An 18083-nucleotide genomic window follows, 5' to 3' on the forward strand; every position below is an offset into this window, starting at 1 on the left:
ATATCAGGTTCAATAATCTACCGGCAACTTACGGTCAATCGAAATTAACTTTCCCTTCTTTACGGTGATGTACTCCCCCTCTTTGAGTTCAGCAAGAACACGAAACACATAGCTGCGCGACAAATTTGTACGACGAATAATGAAATTGGCAATGCCCTCATTCTCTGCGCTGTTAATGCTGCGGCGATAGAGATAACGGTAAAGCATCGCCTTGATCGTGTGGTAGCCAGAGTCTGTTCGTCTTTCAACGTGCACATCAAGAATAAAGACCAGCATGAAAACGAGAATTGTTGTCAATTCTTTCATATTTTCAGGGGATGTGTGAAAGAAAATCCGCTCAAATTCCGCCATTGAAATCGTTAATATTGTCACTGGAGAGAGCGCCATATAGGTAAATTCAACCAATGGGCAATAATATTCCAGAAGTCCAATAGGCATATTCTCAATTGTAGCGCCAATTATTCTTGGATCGTCACTCATGGCGATCGACATAGTTCCCTCTGAGACAAAATAAATTGTCTCGTCAGAGAGCGTAAGCACCTCATTCGTCTTCAGAGAGATACGGTCTGCGCACGCTATGACATCGCGCAGGTGCCTGTCCAGCACTCGTTTTCGGTAATAGTCATGTAGTGTTTCAAATACAAATTTCATTATCTTTCCGGCCCCTTTCACCTGTGCGCCGCCCCAGACAGGCATCCACACTGGACATACGTACTTCTAAGAAGTCCCGCTGTGGACTTCTCACAAAAATAATAGCAGGTAAACTAATAGAAAAATGAGTCACCATCCATGTTCATAACGTAATACTTCGTTTTTACCATTCGTAATGCGGAAGTTTTATATTTTCCGGCGAGTATTAACACTATTTTTTTCTCTATCAGCACAGTTTCCTCACCAATCAAAATAGCTGTGCTACGTTTGATAAGTCCACCTTCGCTAACCGGAGTTACCGATGAAAAAGAAAGGCTTTACGCTGCATTTATTAACCAGTGCGGTACTGGTTTCATGCCTGACCAGTACCAGCGTTCTGGCGGACGATGCATCAGCACCGATGTCCCCACTGATGAAGCAACTGAATAATGGCAACTGGCTACCGCAGCAGGAAGCGCAGTCGCTGAGTGAAGAGCTTTATTACCAGGACGCCATTCACGCTTACATCCAGACGCTACCGCTGCTGAATACCATTGGCCTGCGCGATGGCTCAGAGGCCGCATTCGGGAAAGGCTATAACGTACTGCCTGTATGGAAAGAGAGAATGGACAGCCGCGCCGTCGTGCCGACACCGAATGGCGATGTTATCTACTCAATGAGCTATCTCGATCTGAAAGAAACGGGTCCGCTGGTCATCAAAGCCCCCGCTAACGTTATCGGGATGTTTACCGACTTTTTCCAGAAAACCATTACGGATGTCGGCGCTATCGGCCCCGATCGGGCACGCGGCGGGCTCTATCTTCTGCTACCGCCAGATTATGAGGGCCCGGTCCCTCAGGGTTATTTTACCTTTAAATCCCCGACCTATAACGTCTTCCTGTTCTTTCGCACCATTATGGGCAAAGGCGATGGGAAACCGGATCCGATCCCGGCGGTAAAAAACGCGGAAACCACGCGTATCTATCCGCTGTGGAATGTGGAAAAAGAAGTCAAACCGATGCAGTTCCCCGATGCCAGCGGCAAACGGGTGAACATGATGTACCCGACGGATGTGACCTACTGGAAGAAGCTGAAAGACTTTATCGATTATGAACCGCTGACGGCCATTCCTGACGACACACGCAGCGCCCTTCTCAGTATTGGTATGGTTAAAGGCAAGCCCTTTAACCCAAGTGAGAAGGAACAAGCGTTGCTGAAGAAAGCCGTAGAGACTGCACCGAGGATGATCCTTGCCCGTCGCCAGATGGGTCGCGACGATCAACGTCAGCTCTACTACAAAGACCGCCAGTGGGAAAACTCGTGGGCTGGCGCGACGGCCGAATGGATGCAGTACGGTACTCTTGATGAAAACCAGCGGGCGGCCTTCTTCCAGATTGCCTACTCCAGCGCCGCGGCCATGGTCATGCACACAACCGGCGCTGGCTCCAAGTACCCGTACGCCACGAAGGATAAAGACGGCAAGTTCCTCGACGGCAGCAATACTTACAAACTGCATTTGCCGCCAAACCCGCCAGCAGCGCTGTTCTGGGCCGTTACCGCCTATAACATCACTGACGGCACCATGCCGGAAACCGATCAACTGCTGCCTTCCACCAACGGCTACTACAACATTCCGAAGAACAGCGACGGTTCCATCGATCTCTGGTTCGGCCCGAGTAAACCTGATGGCGTGGCTGACAGCGCCTTTATCAAAACCGTAGCAAACCGTAATTTCCTCGTCGCCCTGCGGCTTTATGGCACCGAAGACAGCTTCTACGACCAGACCTGGGTGCCGGACGACCTGATTCAAACCAACAAATAAGAGAAGGCCATTGTGATGAAACTGAAGTACGTTGCTTTATTCACCGCGTTGGTATCCAGCGCCGGCGCGATTGCGCAATCCGCGCCGCTGACGATTGCTCATCCGAGTCAATTTGACCAGCTAACCCAGCCCGCAGCCGGGGTCAATATGCCGGAAAGCTATGTGAAAGCCATTGCCCAGCAGGCTTATCTCTGGGGCTGGCCCATGGTGAACCAGTTCAACCGCCGCGCGACCATCACCAAAGCCCCCTATCCGGCGCTCAACGGAGGGATGGTGCCGGTGGCTCCCATGGGGCAGTTGAGCATGTTGACTGATTACATCAAACCGGAAGAGACCTTCGTCACCTGCCCGAATCAGGACGTTGTTTATGGCCTGGGTTTCTTTGAGCTCGATAAAGATCCGATCGTGATTCAGGTGCCCGACTTTGGCGATCGCTTCTGGGTTTACGCCATCTACGATGCCCGTACCAATCAGATTGGCAATGTCGGGAAACCGTACGGCACCAAACCGGGGTTCTATCTGCTGGTCGGTCCTGACTGGAAGGGTGAGACACCAAAAGGGTTTAACGGCGTGATTCACTCGTCGACTGAAATGGCCAACGTCATTCCTCGTATCCAGATGAACGATACCGCAGAGGACCGGATGGCCATTCAGGCCCCCATTAAGGAGGTCATGACCTACCCGCTTCGCGAATTTAACGGCAAGATGAAGTCGTACGAATATTCAAAGATCCCGTCCATCGGCGATAAGCCCGATGCCAGCGCTGGCGAAACTAAATGGGTTGTGCCTGAGACATTCTTCGATCAGTTTGCCAATGTTCTGGATAAGGTTCCGCCTCTGCCGGGAGAGGAAGCCATGTACGCGCAGTTCCGCCATCTTGTTGAAGCCGGAAAACAGGATCCGCAGGTGCGTAAATGGATGGATGAAGCCGCCGTTGAGACTGATAAAACGACGATCGCCGAGTTCTTTAAATGGAAGAATAACGGTGTACCCGCCGGCAACGGCTGGAACCGTTCGAAAAATAACGCCCAGTTTGGCGTGGATTATTTCAACCGCACCGGTACCGCGAAGTCGAACATGTTCGACAATAAACCCGACGAAACTCAGTATTTCTACACGGATAACGATGCGGCGAATTCGCAATTGTCTGGCGAACATGATTACACGGTGACGTTCCCGAAAGGAGGCATTCCGCCGGTGAAAGGGTTCTGGTCCCTGACATTGTATAACAGCAAGCATCTGTTCAGCCCGAATGAGCTGAACCGTTATTCGCTGGGAACGAAAAACAAGGATCTGAAGTATAATTCCGATGGCTCGCTGACCCTGTATATCAGTAAGACAAATCCTGGCGGCGACAAGGTCAATAACTGGCTTCCGTCACCGGATGGGACGTTCTCACTGTATATTCGTGCTTACTGGGGTGAGAAACCCATTATTGACGGCAGCTGGCAGCCGCCGAAAATTGAATTAATAAAATAAAGAAAAACACGCTTGCCCTAACAGTTATGGGGCAAGCGTGTCAGCTTACAACACCGAATCGCCCTTCATTTCCTGTCAGAAACAATAATCAATACACGTCTGAATTATTAAATACCACTCTTTATTTTTCGAATAAAGTTACGGCATTCATTATGGATATTCTTTTTTAATCTTTTGCAAGGAAATATAAACATCAGCCATAGCTGATACAGCTTATAATCTTTTTTACCAAGCCTTACAACGGGAGTCTTATATCTGGCATAAGCGCTTTTCCCTATACACTTCCAGATGCTTTTATTGACTGCTGAATACACCAGCCCGATCTCTCTGTGGTTCAACACATGCAACACGTTCCCGTGGTCCGCCATCTTTCCGATGACCTCGGTATAGACAATGGGCCCGGTCGTCATCAATACCCCTTTCATACCAACGCCATAACGCCATGGCTTATAGTTTTTGATCCTGTAAACCACCTCATCAATCACCGCTTTTATGAAAGGAGAGCCTTTCTTTGCCATTATATTCCACTGTTCGTACTCCCCATGGGCCATAAATGAAAGCTCAGGATGCAGCCCTTTTTGCTTATCAAGCCCGCCGGGCCCGTTATCCCAGTGGCACAAAATCAGCTCACAGTCAGGAGGAATAACGGCATCCAGCGGTTTTTCGCAGCTGCTTTTGATATCCAGATAAACACCGCCTTCCTGATAAATAACCAGGTAGCGAAACAAATCAGCTCTGGCGGCCCCATACTCCGGATTGATCTGTTGATAAACATCAAGCATATCCTGTCCATAGTGCTTTTTTATATATTGATACATGTCAGGTTCAGCATAGAACGCATAGGCATAATCAGGGTTTATCCATTTAAGCCGGTCAATCTGCGTTTTTACGTCGCCAGGGAGTATATCCCACCCTTTTGTATAAATTTGGTGAATCTTTTTGGGAATCGCTCTCATGCCTGGCCTGCCTCTGACAAGAATATGATTTAAGTTTGGCAAAGACCTTCTGTTTTAGTTCAATATCGTCATTAAGTTTAATTTTAATCTTCCCGTCATAGCTTAAGGATTCCTTAATGTTTTAGAATAATAAAAAAATCATTAAACCAGGACATCCTTCATTTATGCCACCATCAGATAAAATTTTAAAAATAAATCAACCATTCATTACAAATTTTATACATAATCGTTATAGCCATATTAAAGTGGCTCGCATTTTTCAGATAGCCACGAAATGTTAAACCTGTTGATGGGTGTTGACTCTGCTGTTAACGGGTTCAAGCCAGCAGCATGTGGGGCTCGGCGACATTGACTGGTATCGCTACAGCATCGCCTGATGGATGCGGGGGAAACCTCGGGATGGCGCAAATCATACATTACTATGATTTCAGGCGTCCTTCTTTTTTATAAGATAGAATATGCCCCAGCTACCGATTAACTACCGATGAATACACCACCGCACGCTGACTTCTGCGATATATTCCTGGCAAAACATGGCGTTCAGGGCCAAATATTGAGGAAGTAGAATATGGCTGATTACGGTTCGTTTACAGGTAACGTTGTAGCCCAGTGGTCAAGAAGACAGGGACCTGACAGAAACATGGTGTTAACGGAGGATTTTTACTACACCGATCCGTCCTCGAGAGTCTGGTCGGCGCCCGCAGGCAGCGTCATTAACGGCGCCAGTATTCCGCAGGCGCTATGGTCTACCGTCGGATCGCCCTACATTGGCGACTACAGGCTGGCCTCCGTTGTTCATGATGTTGCCTGTACCCAGGGCGCCAACAGAAAAGAGGCCGACATTATGTTTTATTACGCATGCCTTGCGGGAGGATGCTCACCTGACCGCGCGCGGGTGTTTTATCTTGGCGTCAGAATTGGCGCGAAATACAGCTCGCTGATATTGAAATCCGCATCATCTACATTTAATGACCCATTTTTTACTACGGATAATAATCTTGTCACCGCACTCGACGCTGACATGCTTTATATTCTCAAAAATGTCGGAAAGATAGTTCATCAATTAAAAGACGACACTACCCCGGATCAAATGGATAAATATATAGATCCTTATCTGGTTTAATTTCCCCATTGCGTCAGCGACGACAAAAAACGCAAATCTGTTGGTTCAGCAAAAGACTTTCGGGAAAAATGATAAGAATAAGGCCCCAGTCGCTGGAGCCTTAATACAAAAAAACCGCTGAACTAGTCAAAAACACCATTGATAATGGTCGTGACGATCGCCGTACTGAGTGCAATAAGCACCAGATTATCACCAATCACTTTCCATTCGTAACCCGGATAATACGGCAGTTGGCCTAGCATAGAGGCGGGCACCGTCTTTTTCGCGATCCCTGGAGGTAATGGTTTGCCACGTACCAGGTTTTTCGCAATCCCCGGCGGCAGAGACTGATACCCCGTCAGACCATAGTTGACCGCCAGCTGGCGAGCCATCGAGTAGCTGATATCGGAATCAACATGATCCGGTTTACCGTAGTTTTTACGATGGCCGGACGAGTTGCTATCATCCTCGCTCCCGCTCTGGCTTTTCCCCGGGCTACCGTTGTTACCTTTATTGCCGTTATTACCATGGTTACCGCTGTTGCCATGGCCGTTACCCGGGTTTGCCAGTACAGGCGTTGCAAGCATCGATAATGAAACAACAGCCGCCAGCGCAACTGAAACTCCACGACACTTAAACATGATGCGATCCTTTTAATGTCATACACAGAGCTAACAGTATGTGCTTTTATCCTCGCCAGCAATCTGATTAATTCCTAATTACCCGGGGGTTATCCGGCATACGCTGTCACAGCATGAAATGCTGGTTCTGAAAATACAACCCCCGCGAGTCGCGAGACCACCCATGGTAAAAACGGATGGTTTATGCTGATTCAGGCGCATCGACACCAGTTTTTCAGCATAAAATAAAATCGCAAGGCGCCAGCGCCGCGCGACGGCGTTTATTTAGACAGCGCCGCTTATTTTGGGCAAAAAAAACCGCCATAAGATGGCGGTAAATGCTTGCATGGATAGATTTGTGTTTTACGTCGCGGATCCAGCATACCTTTGCCTTCTCCACGACACTGCAGGCATGCTAGCACCGCCTGTCTCAATAAAATCTAAACGGTGCAGGTTTAGCCTGAAAAAACACGCCCGTGATTTACGCTCTCAAACCGCGATGTTTAAGCATCGGCTCCGGCTGCGGATCGTGCCCGCGCCAGTCGCGGTACAGCGCGTCGAGATCGCTACTGTTGCCGCGCGACAGGATAGCGTCGCGAAAACGTTGTCCGTTTTCCCGGGTTAACCCTCCCTGCTCCACGAACCACTGATAGCCGTCATCCGCCAGCATCTGCGTCCACAGATAAGCGTAGTATCCCGCCGCGTAGCCGCCGCCAAAGATATGGGCAAAATAGCTGCTGCGATAGCGTGGCGGAACGGCGGGTAAATCAACACGCTCTTTCTCAAGCGCCTGTGCTTCAAACGCATCAACATCGTCCGGCAGCGTGGCCGCAGTGACGCTGTGCCAGTTCATATCCAGCAGCGCCGCGCTCAGCAGCTCGGTCATATCGTAGCCTTTGTTGAAGGTCGCCGCGCGCATCATGCTTTCACGCAGCGCTTCCGGCATCGGCTCTCCGCTTTCGTGGTGGCGGGCGAAGCGCGCAAATACCTGCGGATGGCTGGCCCAGTGCTCGTTAATCTGAGACGGAAACTCGACAAAATCGCGCGGTGTTCGCGTACCGGAAAGCCCCGGATAGCGCTGGCTGGCGAACAGACCGTGCAGCGTATGACCGAACTCATGGAACAGCGTGATGACATCATCCCAGGACAGCAGCGCGCTTTTCCCCTCCGCGGGCTTCTGATAGTTGCACACGTTGTAGATAACCGGGCGGCTTTCCAGCAGCGTGGACTGCTGGACGAAATTGTCCATCCACGCCCCGCCGCTCTTTGACTCCCGGGAAAAATAGTCGCCATAAAATAGCGCCAGACCTTCACCGCTGGCGTCAAAGATCTCCCAGACGCGAACGTCTGGATGATAGACCGGGATATCAAACCGTTCGACGAAGCGAATGCCGAACAGCGCTGACGCGGCCCAGAATACGCCCTCCGTCAGCACCCGGTTGAGTTCGAAATAGGGCTTAATCTGCGCCTCATCAAGCGAATAGCGCGCCAGGCGAACCTGTTCGGCGTAAAACGGCCAGTCCCAGGCCTGGGCGCTGAAGCCGCCCTGCTGCGCATCGATAACCTGCTGAATATCCGCCAGCTCCCGCTCGGCGCGCCCCCGCGCCGCAGGGGCTATCTCACGCATGAACCCCAGCGCTACCGCGGAGGTCCTCGCCATCTGGTCGGCGGTGCTCAGGCTGGCGTAGTCCGTAAAGCCGAGCAACTCCGCCTGCCGCGCGCGCAGCGCAACCAGCCGCAAAATCAGCGCACGGGTATCGTTACCATCCCCCTTCTGCGTGCGCAGCACGCTGGCCTGAAACAGTTTTTCCCGCGTCGCCCGCTGGCGCAGCGACGCCAGCGCCGGCTGCTGAGTGGTATTAAGCAGCGCGATAAGCCAGCCGTCGCTCAATCCTTTTTCCTCGGCGGCGCTGCGCGCGGCAGCAATATCGTCGTCGCTCATACCGTCAAGCGCCGCCGGGGAATCCACCACCAGCCCGCCGTTTTTCGCCGCCGCCAGCAGCCGCTGGTTAAATTGGCTGGTCAGCGTCGCCGCTTGCGTATTGAGCGCGCGCAGCTCTGCTTTTTGCCTGTCCGAAAGCGTGGCGCCCGCCAGGATAAACTGCTGATGGGTGACCTCCACCAGCCGCAGCGACTCCTCGTCCAGCGACAGCTGATGACGCTGGCGCCACACCGTCTCGATACGCTCAAACAGCGCTGCATTGAGATAAATGTCATTGGCCAGTTCAGCCAGCTCTGCGGAGAACTGCTCATCAAGCTGCTGGAGGGTGTCGTTGGTGTTCGACGCCACCATCGCAAAAAACACCGACGTCACCCGGGCAAGCAGCGCCCCGCTTTTCTCCAGGGCAATGAAGGTATTGGCAAAATCCGGCGCGTCCGGATGCGCGGCGATGGCCGCTATCTCTTCCCGTTTACGCCGCACGCCCTCATCAAAGGCCGGGCGATAGTGGCTGTCGCGGATGAGATCAAAGGGCGGCGCCTGGTACGGCAGCAGGCTGATGGTAAAAAAAGGATTCGCGAAAGACATCATTAGCTCCTGATTGCGATAGTTTCCATAGAGTAGGCAACCCCTTACCCGCCCGCAATGATTTCTCAGTCGGCAAAAGTTGACATACCGCCGCCCGCCCTCGCGTGCTATGGTAATACCACACAAAACGCGTTGAGGAATAACAGAAAATGATCGTACTCGTGACTGGCGCGACGGCAGGATTTGGTGAAAGCATTACCCGCCGTTTCGTCGCTAATGGCCATAAAGTGATTGCCACCGGTCGCCGCCAGGAGCGTCTTCAGGAGCTCAAAGAGAGCCTGGGCGACAACATTCTGACCGCGCAGCTTGACGTTCGTAACCGCGCCGCGATTGAAGAGATGATCGCCAGCCTGCCGGCCGAATGGCAACAAATCGATGTGCTGGTCAACAACGCCGGGCTGGCGCTGGGCATGGAACCCGCGCAGAAAGCTAACGTCGAGGACTGGGAAACCATGATCGACACCAACAACAAAGGCCTGATCTACATGACCCGCGCGGTTCTGCCGGGGATGGTCGAGCGCAACCGCGGCCATATTATCAATATCGGCTCAACGGCGGGCAGCTGGCCCTATGCCGGCGGCAACGTCTATGGCGCGACCAAAGCGTTCGTTCGTCAGTTCAGCCTGAACCTGCGCACCGACCTGCACGGAACCGCCGTTCGCGTGACCGATATCGAGCCGGGGCTGGTAGGCGGCACCGAATTCTCCAACGTCCGCTTTAAAGGCGATGACGCGAAGGCCAGCAAAACCTACGAGAATACCAGCGCGCTGTCGGCGGAAGACATCAGCGAAGCCGTCTGGTGGGTGGCGACGCTACCGAAGCACGTCAACATCAACACCCTGGAGATGATGCCGGTCAGCCAGACCTACGCCGGGTTAAGCATCCACCGTCAGGGATAAGCCGTATTTCTCTGCCTTTTGCCCTGCCCGGCAGCCCGCCGGGTATGGGCGGGACGGGAAAAAAAGCGTAAAATAGCGCACTTAATCCGCAATAAAGAAAACGCCAATGGCCGCAGAATCACAGCTCAACCCTACACAGCCCGTAAATCAGCAAATTTACCGCATTTTACGTCGGGATATTGTGCACTGCCTGATCCCGCCGGGCACGCCGCTTTCGGAAAAAGAGGTGTCGGTGCGTTTTGACGTCTCGCGCCAGCCGGTGCGGGAAGCGTTTATCAAGCTGGCGGAAAACGGTCTGATTCAGATTCGCCCGCAGCGCGGCAGCTACGTCAATAAAATCTCGTTATCCCAGGTGCGCAACGGCTGCTTCGTGCGCCAGGCTATCGAGTGCGCGGTAGTGCGCCGGGCGGCGACCATGATTACCGACGCCCAGAGCTATCAGCTGGAGCAGAATCTGCACCAGCAGCGGATCGCCATCGACCGCCACCAGCTGAACGATTTCTTTCAGCTCGACGACGAGTTCCACCAGCTGCTGGCCACGATCGCCGACTGCCAGCTCGCCTGGGACACGGTGGAAAACATTAAAGCGACCATCGATCGCGTGCGCTATATGAGCCTCGACCACATCTCCTCGCCGGATATGCTGTTGCGCCAGCATCAGGATATTTTCAGCGCGCTGGAGCAGCGCGACGTTGCCGGAGTGGATGCCGCGATGACGCAGCATTTGCAGGAAATCAGCGAATCCGTGCTGTTAATTCGCCAGGAAAACCGCGACTGGTTTAGTGAAGAGTAAAAAAACCTCACCCCGCATCAGGGATGAGGTGTGCGGATTATCGGACGACCAGCACCGGAATTTTGGCGTAGCGCAGCACCGATTCGGCGTTAGATCCTAATAAATGGGTGCTGATGCCGGGTTTACGCGAACCGATGACGATCGCCTCAAATCCACCTTCCCTTGCCGTCGCAAGGATTTCATCTCGTACGCTGCCAAACCGCACCACGGTGTGGATACGCGCTGGCGAAATATTGAAAACATCGCGCAGAATGCGCATTTTCTTTTCGGACTCATCTTTCATATAGGCTTCAAACTTGCGGATATCGGCCGCAAACCCGCGCAGCAACGAGCTGCTGCTGTTGGGCAGGACGTTCAGCAAGGTAATTTCACCGTGCTCCGCCGAGGCCAGATGCTCGGCGTGACGGATAGCCTTATCGCTCAAATCCATATCGAAAACATCAACTGGCATCAGTATTTTTTTATACATACCCGCACTCCTTTGTGGCGATATCCGGTTCATAAACGTTCGTTTCCAGCCCCAGAATAACGGTAATACGTTCAGTTTTTGTATAGTGTGGATAAAAATGCAAACCAATAGACATATTTGTGAAGCGGGTCAAAGAATATGCCCGGCGCACGCTTACGTACGGCCGGGATCCGGCCTTGCAGAGGTAATATAAAAGTATCAGCCTTGGATTATATCGCTATCGGCTTTTTGTCGCACCTCGCGGCATTTATTTTCAACGACATGAAATTACGGTGCTAACATCAGATTCGTTAACGCATCGGACATCGAAAAATTAAACATAAATGTCTGCGCGCCATTATCAATAAACTGTTTAGCTACAGCCGGGGACTTATTTCCGAAGAAAAAAATAGAGTAACCACAGGTCATACATAATTTACTCACCCAAGGACATTAAAATGAAAATGAATAACAGTAACAGCAGCAAGCGCTGGACAAAATATCGCGAAGAGATGTGCTCTGCATTTCCCTCTGCATTCAGCGACGATCGCGATTCGTTATCCAAGTCGATAGCCAAAGCCATTGAACACCTGAATAAGCTGCGCCCCTGCGATGGCGGTCCGGCTTATCTCGGCCAAAATCCGGCTTTGACTATCGATTTCGATAAGGTCAAGGAGATTGAAATGGCGGATACCATGAGCAGCAGCGAGCAGGTCATCGCACAAACCAGCGAACTGTTCGAAGGGCTGCCGAACTGGGGCCATCCGCTGACCATGTGTAACGTTATCCCGCAGGCCAACACCGCCTCCATTATCGCGGCTATCATGTCGGAAATCTTCTCCCCGAATATCCTTGAAGGGGAATACGCATGGAACGTACACCGCGCCGAGCTGGAAAGCGGCGGGATGCTGGCCAACCTGGTCGGCTGGGAGGCGAAACACGCCGGCTGTATCTACACCTACGGCGGGTCCGGCTGCTGGACCTACCACGTTAAATACGCGCTGACCCGCGTACTGCCAGACTCGCGCTACAGCGGTGTCCGTACCGACGCAAAAGTGCTGTGCTCGCAACAGGCGCACTACACCATGCTCAACAGCACCGACTGGATGGGGCTGGGGATGAACAATATCATCCGCATTAAAACCGACCCCGACACCAACGTCATGGACTTGCAGGATCTGGAGGCCGTGCTGACGTCGCTGCAAGCCAGTAATATCCCGGTGGCCTCCGTGGTATGCACCATGGGGACGACCGATGCCAACGCCGTTGACCCGGTTGCCGGGGTACGTAAACTGCTGGATCGGTATCCGAACGCATCGCCATACGGTAAAGCACTGCTGTACTGCGATGCGGTCACCAGCTGGTCATGGCTGGCCTTCAGGAAATATGACTTTGCTAAAAACCCGCTGCAGTTCAGCGAGGCGCTGCTCCCGTTTATTGAGGCCAACTACCGCGCTCTGGAAGCCATGAAGTATGCTGACGCCATCGGCTTTGACTTCCATAAGGCCGGTTTCACGCCCTACGCCAGCAGCTGTTTCCTCTATCGCAACGCCGATGAGTTCGAAAACCTGCTGAAACGTCCGGGCTCCGCCTATCTGCAGCCGCGTTCGCCGTACAACCCGCTGGACTACACGCTGGAGGTCTCCCGCGCCGCGACCGGCGCATTAGCAGGCTGGGCTACGCTGAAATACTTTGGTTATGAAGGCTTCCAGGCCATCATGGGCGGTATTCTGGAAAATCAATACTACCTGCGTAACCTGCTGCATGAAAATGCGTCCACCGTCTGCGTCAACCCGGATGATTATAGTCTGGTAACCCTGTTCCGCGTTTATCCCGAAGGCGTAATGGCGCATCAGCAATATCAAAGAGAGCTGAGCGACCCGGCCTGTAAAGATCAGCTATTAGCCAATAATAAACTGACCATGGATGTCGGCAATAAATTGTACGAGTGGTACCGTGGCGGTAATAAAGTCAACGGGAAATACACTCCGTATATGAGCTTCAGCACCGGTTTTCGCGTCACAGAATATAACCGCGACGCCAGCGATCCGGAGGCTATGGTATTTGCCCTGAAAATTTATCCGATGAACGTTCATTTAACCCATGAAATTATGCAGCACGCCGTGGACTGCGTTATTGCCGCACGAAATGAGGTGCTGGGCGTCAAATAATTTTCGGCACTACCCGTATTAAAAAATATCCATGCACAGGCCGGTTCGCCCGGCCTGTCCGTTTTTAGATTTCGCATAGCTGGCTTATGAGATACGCCTAAACGACGTGCTATCAAGGAGTAATTATGGCCTCCACCTCAGATTCTATGGCGCAAGGAAAACCCTCTGCCAGGCTCAGTATTGTGACCCTGGCCGTCATGAATATCACCACGGTAGTCAGTTTACGTGGTCTGCCGTCCGAAGCTGAATATGGCATCACCTCTGCATTTTATTACCTGTTCGCCGCCCTCTTCTTTCTCATTCCCGTCTCATTGGTTGCGGCCGAACTGGCGACCGGCTGGCCGCAAAAAGGGGGGGTATTCCGCTGGATCGGCGAAGCCTTTGGCCACCGCTGGGGATTCGTTGCCATCTACCTGCAGTGGGTCGCGACCACCATCTGGTTCCCGACCGTTCTTATCTTCGCCGCCGTCTCGCTGGCCTTTATCGGCCCCCATCCCGCCGCCGACTCCCAGCTGGCGTCCAACCGGATGTATACCGTGGTTATTCTGTTGCTGGTCTACTGGATAGCGACGCTGGTAACCCTGCGCGGAATTCGCTCTTCCGCCAGGCTGGCGACCCTGGGCGGCCTGATTGGGACTATCATTCCGGTGGTTATTTTGATGCTGCTGACGCTGGTGTACGTCCTGACCGGCAACCAGGTGCACTTCGTCGCCCACGCCGCTGACTTCTTCCCCGACCTGACTAACCTGAATAATCTGGTGCTAGCCTCCAGTATTTTCCTGTTCTTTGGCGGGATGGAGATCAACGCTGTTCACGTGGTCGAGGTGGACAACCCATCGCGCAACTATCCTCTGGCTATCATTAGCGCGGCCATCGCGACCGTGGTGATCTTCGTCTTTGGCACCCTGTGTATCGCCACCCTGATCCCGAAAGAACAGATAAACCTGGTGCAAAGCCTGCTTATCGCCTACAACACGCTGTTTGACCACTTTGGTCTGCACTGGCTGGGGGAAGTGCTGGCGGCCATGCTGGCATTCGGGGTGCTTGGGCAGATAACCGCCATCGTCGCCGGTCCCTCCACCGGCCTGCTGCAGGTCGGACGTTCCGGCTATCTCCCTCCCTTTCTGCAAAAGACCAACCGCCACGGCGTACAGCAGCGTATCCTGATCTTCCAGGGCATTGTGGTCAGCATCATCTCCGTCCTGCTGGTAGTACTGCCCTCTGTGCAGTCCGCCTATCAGATCCTGGGCCAGCTCGCGGCCATTCTCTATCTGTTGATGTATATCATGATGTTCGCTGCGGCCATCTACCTGCGTTATAAAGAACCGAACACGCCGCGTCCGTATCGCGTTCCCGGCGGAACGGTCGGGATGTGGGTCGTCGCCGGAGCCGGCTTCATCGGGTCATTGATGGCGTTTGTGCTGAGCTTTATTCCGCCTTCGCAGATCCCGGTAGGTAACCCGGGCAGCTACATCCTGATCCTCGTCGTCGGCTCGCTCTGTTTCTTCGTCATTCCGCTGATTATCTACGCCTGCCGTAAACCGTCCTGGCTATCGGCCACTGCCCGTCAGCAATAGCCGCTCATTCCGGGCCGCGCCGCGCGGCCCATTTCGCGTGAGAACCTTATCATGAGTTCGCAATCAAGCAGTAAACCTGCGCTGACGGCCGTCACGCTGGGGGCCGGCACCTTCGCCATGATGAACATTACCACCGTGGTCAGTCTGCGCGGTCTGGCCGCCGAAGCCGAATATGGCCTGGCAGCGGTCTTCTTTTACCTGTTCGCCGCCCTGTGCTTTCTGGTGCCGGTCTCGCTGTGCGCCGCCGAACTGGCCACCGGCTGGCCGCAGAAAGGCGGCGTGTTCCGCTGGATTGGCCAGGCCTTCGGCGACCGTTTTGGCCTGCTTGCCATCTTTCTTCAGTGGCTGGCCACCACCATCTGCTTCCCGACGATGCTAATCTTCACCGCCGTGGCGCTGGCCTATGCCCTGCCGCTTCCCGGCGCCGATGCGCAGCTGGCCTCCAGCGCCCTGTATACGCTGATCGTCGTATTGATAGTCTATTGGCTGGCCACCTGGATTAACCTGCACGGGGTAAAATCGGCGTCGCGCATCAGCGCTATCGCCGGGATAATCGGCACCCTGATCCCGGCGGTCGTTCTGATCGGTTGCGGTATCCTCTACATCGCCCGGGGCAACCCGGTTCACTTTGCCCTCGGCTGGCACGCGCTGTGTCCCGATATCACCAGCCTGCACAACCTGGTGCTGGCCGCCAGCGTATTCCTGTTCTATTCCGGGATGGAGATTAACGCCGTCCACGTGCGGGAACTGCACAACGCATCGCGTAACTACCCGCTGGCGGTCGGGATCAGCGCCCTGATAACCGTGATGGTGCTGGTTCTCGGCACCCTGACCATCAGCGCGCTGATCCCGGCCGATCGCATCAATCTGGTGCAAAGTCTGCAGATAGCTTATGACCTGCTTTTCATCTCGCTGGGGGTTCCCTGGCTCGGGCATGTGGTCGCCCTGATGGTGGCGGTCGGCGTGCTGGGACAGGTTACGATGATCGTCGCCGGGCCTTCGCGCGGCCTGTTCGAAGTGGGACGGGAAGGATATCTGCCGGGCTGGCTACAGGCGGCCAACCGCAGTGGCGTACAGCGCAATATCCTGCTGTTGCAGGGCGCTATCGTGACCCTGATGGCGATCGCGCTGGTCTGTCTGCCCTCGGTACAGGCGGCCTTTCAGATCCTCGGTCAACTGGCCGCCATTCTCTACCTGCTGATGTATATTCTGCTGTTTGCGGCGGTTATCACCCTGCGCTATACCCAGCCCGACACGCCGCGGCCTTATCGCATACCCGGCGGTCGTGTCGGCATCTGGTTGGTCGCAGGCGTTGGTCTGGCCGCCGCGCTGTTGGCTTTCGCGCTGAGCTTTATTCCGCCAGACCAGATCCCCGTCGGCTCACCGGCGCTCTACGTTCTGCTGCTGCTGGCGGGGACCGTCGGTTTTATCGCGCTGCCGCTGTTGCTGTATGCCTACAGCCGACGCCAGTAACGCGCCCACGGCGGGCTCCTCACTCCGTCATTGCAGCGCCTGCGCGTATTTCGCGACGGTCGCTTTCGCGCCGTGCTCCAGCAGCGAGAGGTACGCAGCCGTCACCTGCGCCACAAAACGCGCCTCCAGCGGCAGCTCATTGCCGAAAATAGCGTCGATGCCGAGCAGCGCCTTCACGCGCGCTTCGCCTTCGGCGCTGTTTTGCACCGCAGACTGAAGGGTACTCAGCAGCGGGTCGCACACGTCGATGGCATCGCCCTGCTCATCAATACCGCCGACATAGCGCATCCAGCCCGCCACGCCGAGCGCCAGCAGCGAGAACTCGCTGTTGTGCGCCAGATGCCAGCGGACGGAGTCCAGCATACGCTGCGGCAGCTTCTGACTGCCGTCCATCGCAATCTGCCAGGTGCGGTGACGCAGCGCCGGGTTACTGTAGCGGGCAATCAGCAGGTCGGCATAGCGGGCCAGATCGACCCCCTTCACTTTCAGCGTCGGCGCCTGCTCTTTTAGCATCAGCGCATGGGCGGCACGACGATAATTATCATCTTCCATACAGTCGTTAATGTGCTGATAACCGGCCAGATAGCCGAGGTAGGCAAGGAAAGAGTGGCTACCGTTAAGCATCCGCAGCTTCATTTCTTCAAACGGTATTACGTCAGCCACCAGCTCCGCTCCGGCGTTTTCCCATGCCGGGCGGCCAGCCACGAAGTTATCCTCGATAACCCACTGGCGGAACGGTTCGCAGGCGACGCCTGCCGGGTCGCGCACGCCGGTTATCTGCTCAATCTTCTCCAGCGTTTCCGGCGTGACGGCAGGCACAATACGATCAACCATCGTTGACGGGAAGGTGACGTTTTTGTCGATCCATTCGGCCAGGTCGCTGTCGACGGCGCGGGCGTAGGCGCGCACCACATTGCCCACCACATGGCCGTTTTCCGGCATATTGTCGCACGACATAACGCTGAATGCCGGCAGCCCGGCCGCCTTACGGCGGGCCAGCGCTTCAACCACCACGCCCGGAGCGGACGTCGGCTGGTGCGGACGCTGTAAATCGGCGGCGATTAAAGGGTGATCGAGCATCAGCTGTCCGGTCGCCGGAGAGTGGCAGTAGCCTTTTTCGGTGATGGTCAGTGACACAATGGCCACCTGCGGTTCGCACATTTTCGCCAGCACGGTCTCCAGCCCATCGACCTGGGCATGCAGCGCCTCGGTCACGACGCCGACCACGCGCGCCGTCCAGGCGTCGGCGGACATTTCCGCCACGGTATACAGGTTATCCTGACGTTTCAGATCGGCGATCTGCTGCTCGCCGCCGATCAGATTCACTTCGGTATAGCCCCAGTCGCTCCCGTGCTCCTGCGCAAGAATATCGGCGTATACCGCCTGATGCGCGCGATGGAAAGCGCCAAAGCCAAGATGAACAATACGCGGCACCAGCGTACTACGGTCGTAGCCAGGCACAGCGGCATTGGCTTTTAATAATTGATTTTTCATTAAATTGCTCATTCTGTGTAAGTGGTCAAGTGCGATGATATAAACCATCGCACTTAATTGGTATGACATCTTTGATTTCAGTCAACTACCAT

The 18083-nt window shown here is 54.2% G+C and carries 14 protein-coding genes; 8 read left to right on the forward strand and 6 right to left on the reverse strand.

All coding sequences use genetic code 11. The features are described 5' to 3' along the window. Positions 1-9: 9 nt before the first annotated feature. Positions 10-651, reverse strand: a complete 642-nt coding sequence (locus tag ENTCL_RS11480) for a helix-turn-helix domain-containing protein (protein WP_044611953.1) — start codon at positions 649-651, stop codon at positions 10-12. A gap of 301 nt (positions 652-952) precedes the next feature. Between ENTCL_RS11480 and ENTCL_RS11485 the strand changes: the two genes are divergently transcribed. Both ENTCL_RS11485 and ENTCL_RS11490 read left to right on the forward strand, forming a co-directional pair. Further along, positions 953-2452, forward strand: coding sequence for a DUF1254 domain-containing protein (locus ENTCL_RS11485; protein WP_013366291.1), 1500 nt, complete (start codon positions 953-955; stop codon positions 2450-2452). 15 nt (positions 2453-2467) lie between these two features. Then, positions 2468-3931 carry a DUF1254 domain-containing protein gene (locus tag ENTCL_RS11490; RefSeq protein WP_013366292.1) on the forward strand — a complete coding sequence of 488 codons (1464 nt, stop codon included), beginning with the start codon at positions 2468-2470 and terminating at the stop codon, positions 3929-3931. A 107-nt stretch (positions 3932-4038) separates the two neighbouring features. On the opposite strand, the gene ENTCL_RS11495 is transcribed toward ENTCL_RS11490, so the two are convergent. Next, positions 4039-4887, reverse strand: a complete 849-nt coding sequence (locus ENTCL_RS11495; protein ID WP_013366293.1) for a glycosyltransferase family 32 protein — start codon at positions 4885-4887, stop codon at positions 4039-4041. A gap of 568 nt (positions 4888-5455) precedes the next feature. Here ENTCL_RS11495 and ENTCL_RS22405 point away from each other — a divergent pair. Then, a complete protein-coding gene (locus ENTCL_RS22405; RefSeq protein ID WP_013366294.1) occupies positions 5456-6010 on the forward strand; it encodes a DUF1353 domain-containing protein in 555 nt (184 codons plus the stop codon). A gap of 122 nt (positions 6011-6132) precedes the next feature. Here ENTCL_RS22405 and ENTCL_RS11505 read toward each other — a convergent pair whose 3' ends face one another. Together ENTCL_RS11505 and dcp are read right to left on the reverse strand one after the other, a co-directional pair. Beyond that, the gene (locus ENTCL_RS11505; RefSeq protein WP_013366295.1) at positions 6133-6630 is read right to left on the reverse strand and encodes an anti-virulence regulator CigR family protein; all 498 of its coding nucleotides are present in this window, start codon (positions 6628-6630) and stop codon (positions 6133-6135) included. Between the two features lie 460 nt (positions 6631-7090). After that, positions 7091-9136 (reverse strand): peptidyl-dipeptidase Dcp, encoded by a 2046-nt coding sequence (gene dcp, locus ENTCL_RS11510; RefSeq protein ID WP_013366296.1) that lies wholly within the window; start codon positions 9134-9136, stop codon positions 7091-7093. A gap of 149 nt (positions 9137-9285) precedes the next feature. Here dcp and ydfG point away from each other — a divergent pair, with 149 nt between their 5' ends. Beyond that, positions 9286-10035 (forward strand): bifunctional NADP-dependent 3-hydroxy acid dehydrogenase/3-hydroxypropionate dehydrogenase YdfG, encoded by a 750-nt coding sequence (gene ydfG / locus ENTCL_RS11515; protein ID WP_013366297.1) that lies wholly within the window; start codon positions 9286-9288, stop codon positions 10033-10035. Between the two features lie 106 nt (positions 10036-10141). Continuing rightward, entirely contained in the window at positions 10142-10828 is a 687-nt protein-coding gene (locus tag ENTCL_RS11520; protein ID WP_013366298.1) for a GntR family transcriptional regulator, read from the forward strand. A 37-nt stretch (positions 10829-10865) separates the two neighbouring features. Here the strand turns inward: ENTCL_RS11520 and ENTCL_RS11525 are convergent, their stop codons facing one another. Continuing rightward, entirely contained in the window at positions 10866-11297 is a 432-nt protein-coding gene (locus ENTCL_RS11525; RefSeq protein ID WP_013366299.1) for a universal stress protein, read from the reverse strand. 437 nt (positions 11298-11734) lie between these two features. Between ENTCL_RS11525 and ENTCL_RS11530 the strand changes: the two genes are divergently transcribed. From ENTCL_RS11530 to ENTCL_RS11540, 3 genes are all read left to right on the forward strand, one after another. Beyond that, entirely contained in the window at positions 11735-13447 is a 1713-nt protein-coding gene (locus ENTCL_RS11530; RefSeq protein ID WP_013366301.1) for a pyridoxal phosphate-dependent decarboxylase family protein, read from the forward strand. A gap of 125 nt (positions 13448-13572) precedes the next feature. Beyond that, complete coding sequence (gadC, locus tag ENTCL_RS11535; RefSeq protein ID WP_013366302.1) at positions 13573-15024, forward strand: glutamine/gamma-aminobutyrate antiporter GadC; 1452 nt, start codon at positions 13573-13575, stop codon at positions 15022-15024. A 51-nt stretch (positions 15025-15075) separates the two neighbouring features. Then, positions 15076-16497, forward strand: coding sequence for an amino acid permease (locus ENTCL_RS11540; RefSeq protein WP_013366303.1), 1422 nt, complete (start codon positions 15076-15078; stop codon positions 16495-16497). Between the two features lie 27 nt (positions 16498-16524). Here the strand turns inward: ENTCL_RS11540 and ENTCL_RS11545 are convergent, their stop codons facing one another. Further along, positions 16525-17991 (reverse strand): mannitol dehydrogenase family protein, encoded by a 1467-nt coding sequence (locus ENTCL_RS11545; protein WP_013366304.1) that lies wholly within the window; start codon positions 17989-17991, stop codon positions 16525-16527. Positions 17992-18083 lie beyond the last annotated feature (92 nt).

This window comes from [Enterobacter] lignolyticus SCF1, assembly GCF_000164865.1.
Lineage (GTDB): Bacteria > Pseudomonadota > Gammaproteobacteria > Enterobacterales > Enterobacteriaceae > Enterobacter_B > Enterobacter_B lignolyticus.

Coding starts and splice junctions, on each gene's coding strand:
- ENTCL_RS11525 (WP_013366299.1), bottom strand. CDS start 11,297: ATGTATAAAAAAATACTGATGCCAGTTGATGTTTTCGATATGGATTTG.
- ENTCL_RS22405 (WP_013366294.1), top strand. CDS start 5,456: ATGGCTGATTACGGTTCGTTTACAGGTAACGTTGTAGCCCAGTGGTCA.
- dcp (WP_013366296.1), bottom strand. CDS start 9,136: ATGTCTTTCGCGAATCCTTTTTTTACCATCAGCCTGCTGCCGTACCAG.
- ENTCL_RS11545 (WP_013366304.1), bottom strand. CDS start 17,991: ATGAAAAATCAATTATTAAAAGCCAATGCCGCTGTGCCTGGCTACGAC.
- ENTCL_RS11490 (WP_013366292.1), top strand. CDS start 2,468: ATGAAACTGAAGTACGTTGCTTTATTCACCGCGTTGGTATCCAGCGCC.
- ENTCL_RS11480 (WP_044611953.1), bottom strand. CDS start 651: ATGAAATTTGTATTTGAAACACTACATGACTATTACCGAAAACGAGTG.
- ENTCL_RS11495 (WP_013366293.1), bottom strand. CDS start 4,887: ATGAGAGCGATTCCCAAAAAGATTCACCAAATTTATACAAAAGGGTGG.
- ENTCL_RS11520 (WP_013366298.1), top strand. CDS start 10,142: ATGGCCGCAGAATCACAGCTCAACCCTACACAGCCCGTAAATCAGCAA.
- ENTCL_RS11485 (WP_013366291.1), top strand. CDS start 953: ATGAAAAAGAAAGGCTTTACGCTGCATTTATTAACCAGTGCGGTACTG.
- ENTCL_RS11530 (WP_013366301.1), top strand. CDS start 11,735: ATGAAAATGAATAACAGTAACAGCAGCAAGCGCTGGACAAAATATCGC.
- ydfG (WP_013366297.1), top strand. CDS start 9,286: ATGATCGTACTCGTGACTGGCGCGACGGCAGGATTTGGTGAAAGCATT.
- gadC (WP_013366302.1), top strand. CDS start 13,573: ATGGCCTCCACCTCAGATTCTATGGCGCAAGGAAAACCCTCTGCCAGG.
- ENTCL_RS11505 (WP_013366295.1), bottom strand. CDS start 6,630: ATGTTTAAGTGTCGTGGAGTTTCAGTTGCGCTGGCGGCTGTTGTTTCA.
- ENTCL_RS11540 (WP_013366303.1), top strand. CDS start 15,076: ATGAGTTCGCAATCAAGCAGTAAACCTGCGCTGACGGCCGTCACGCTG.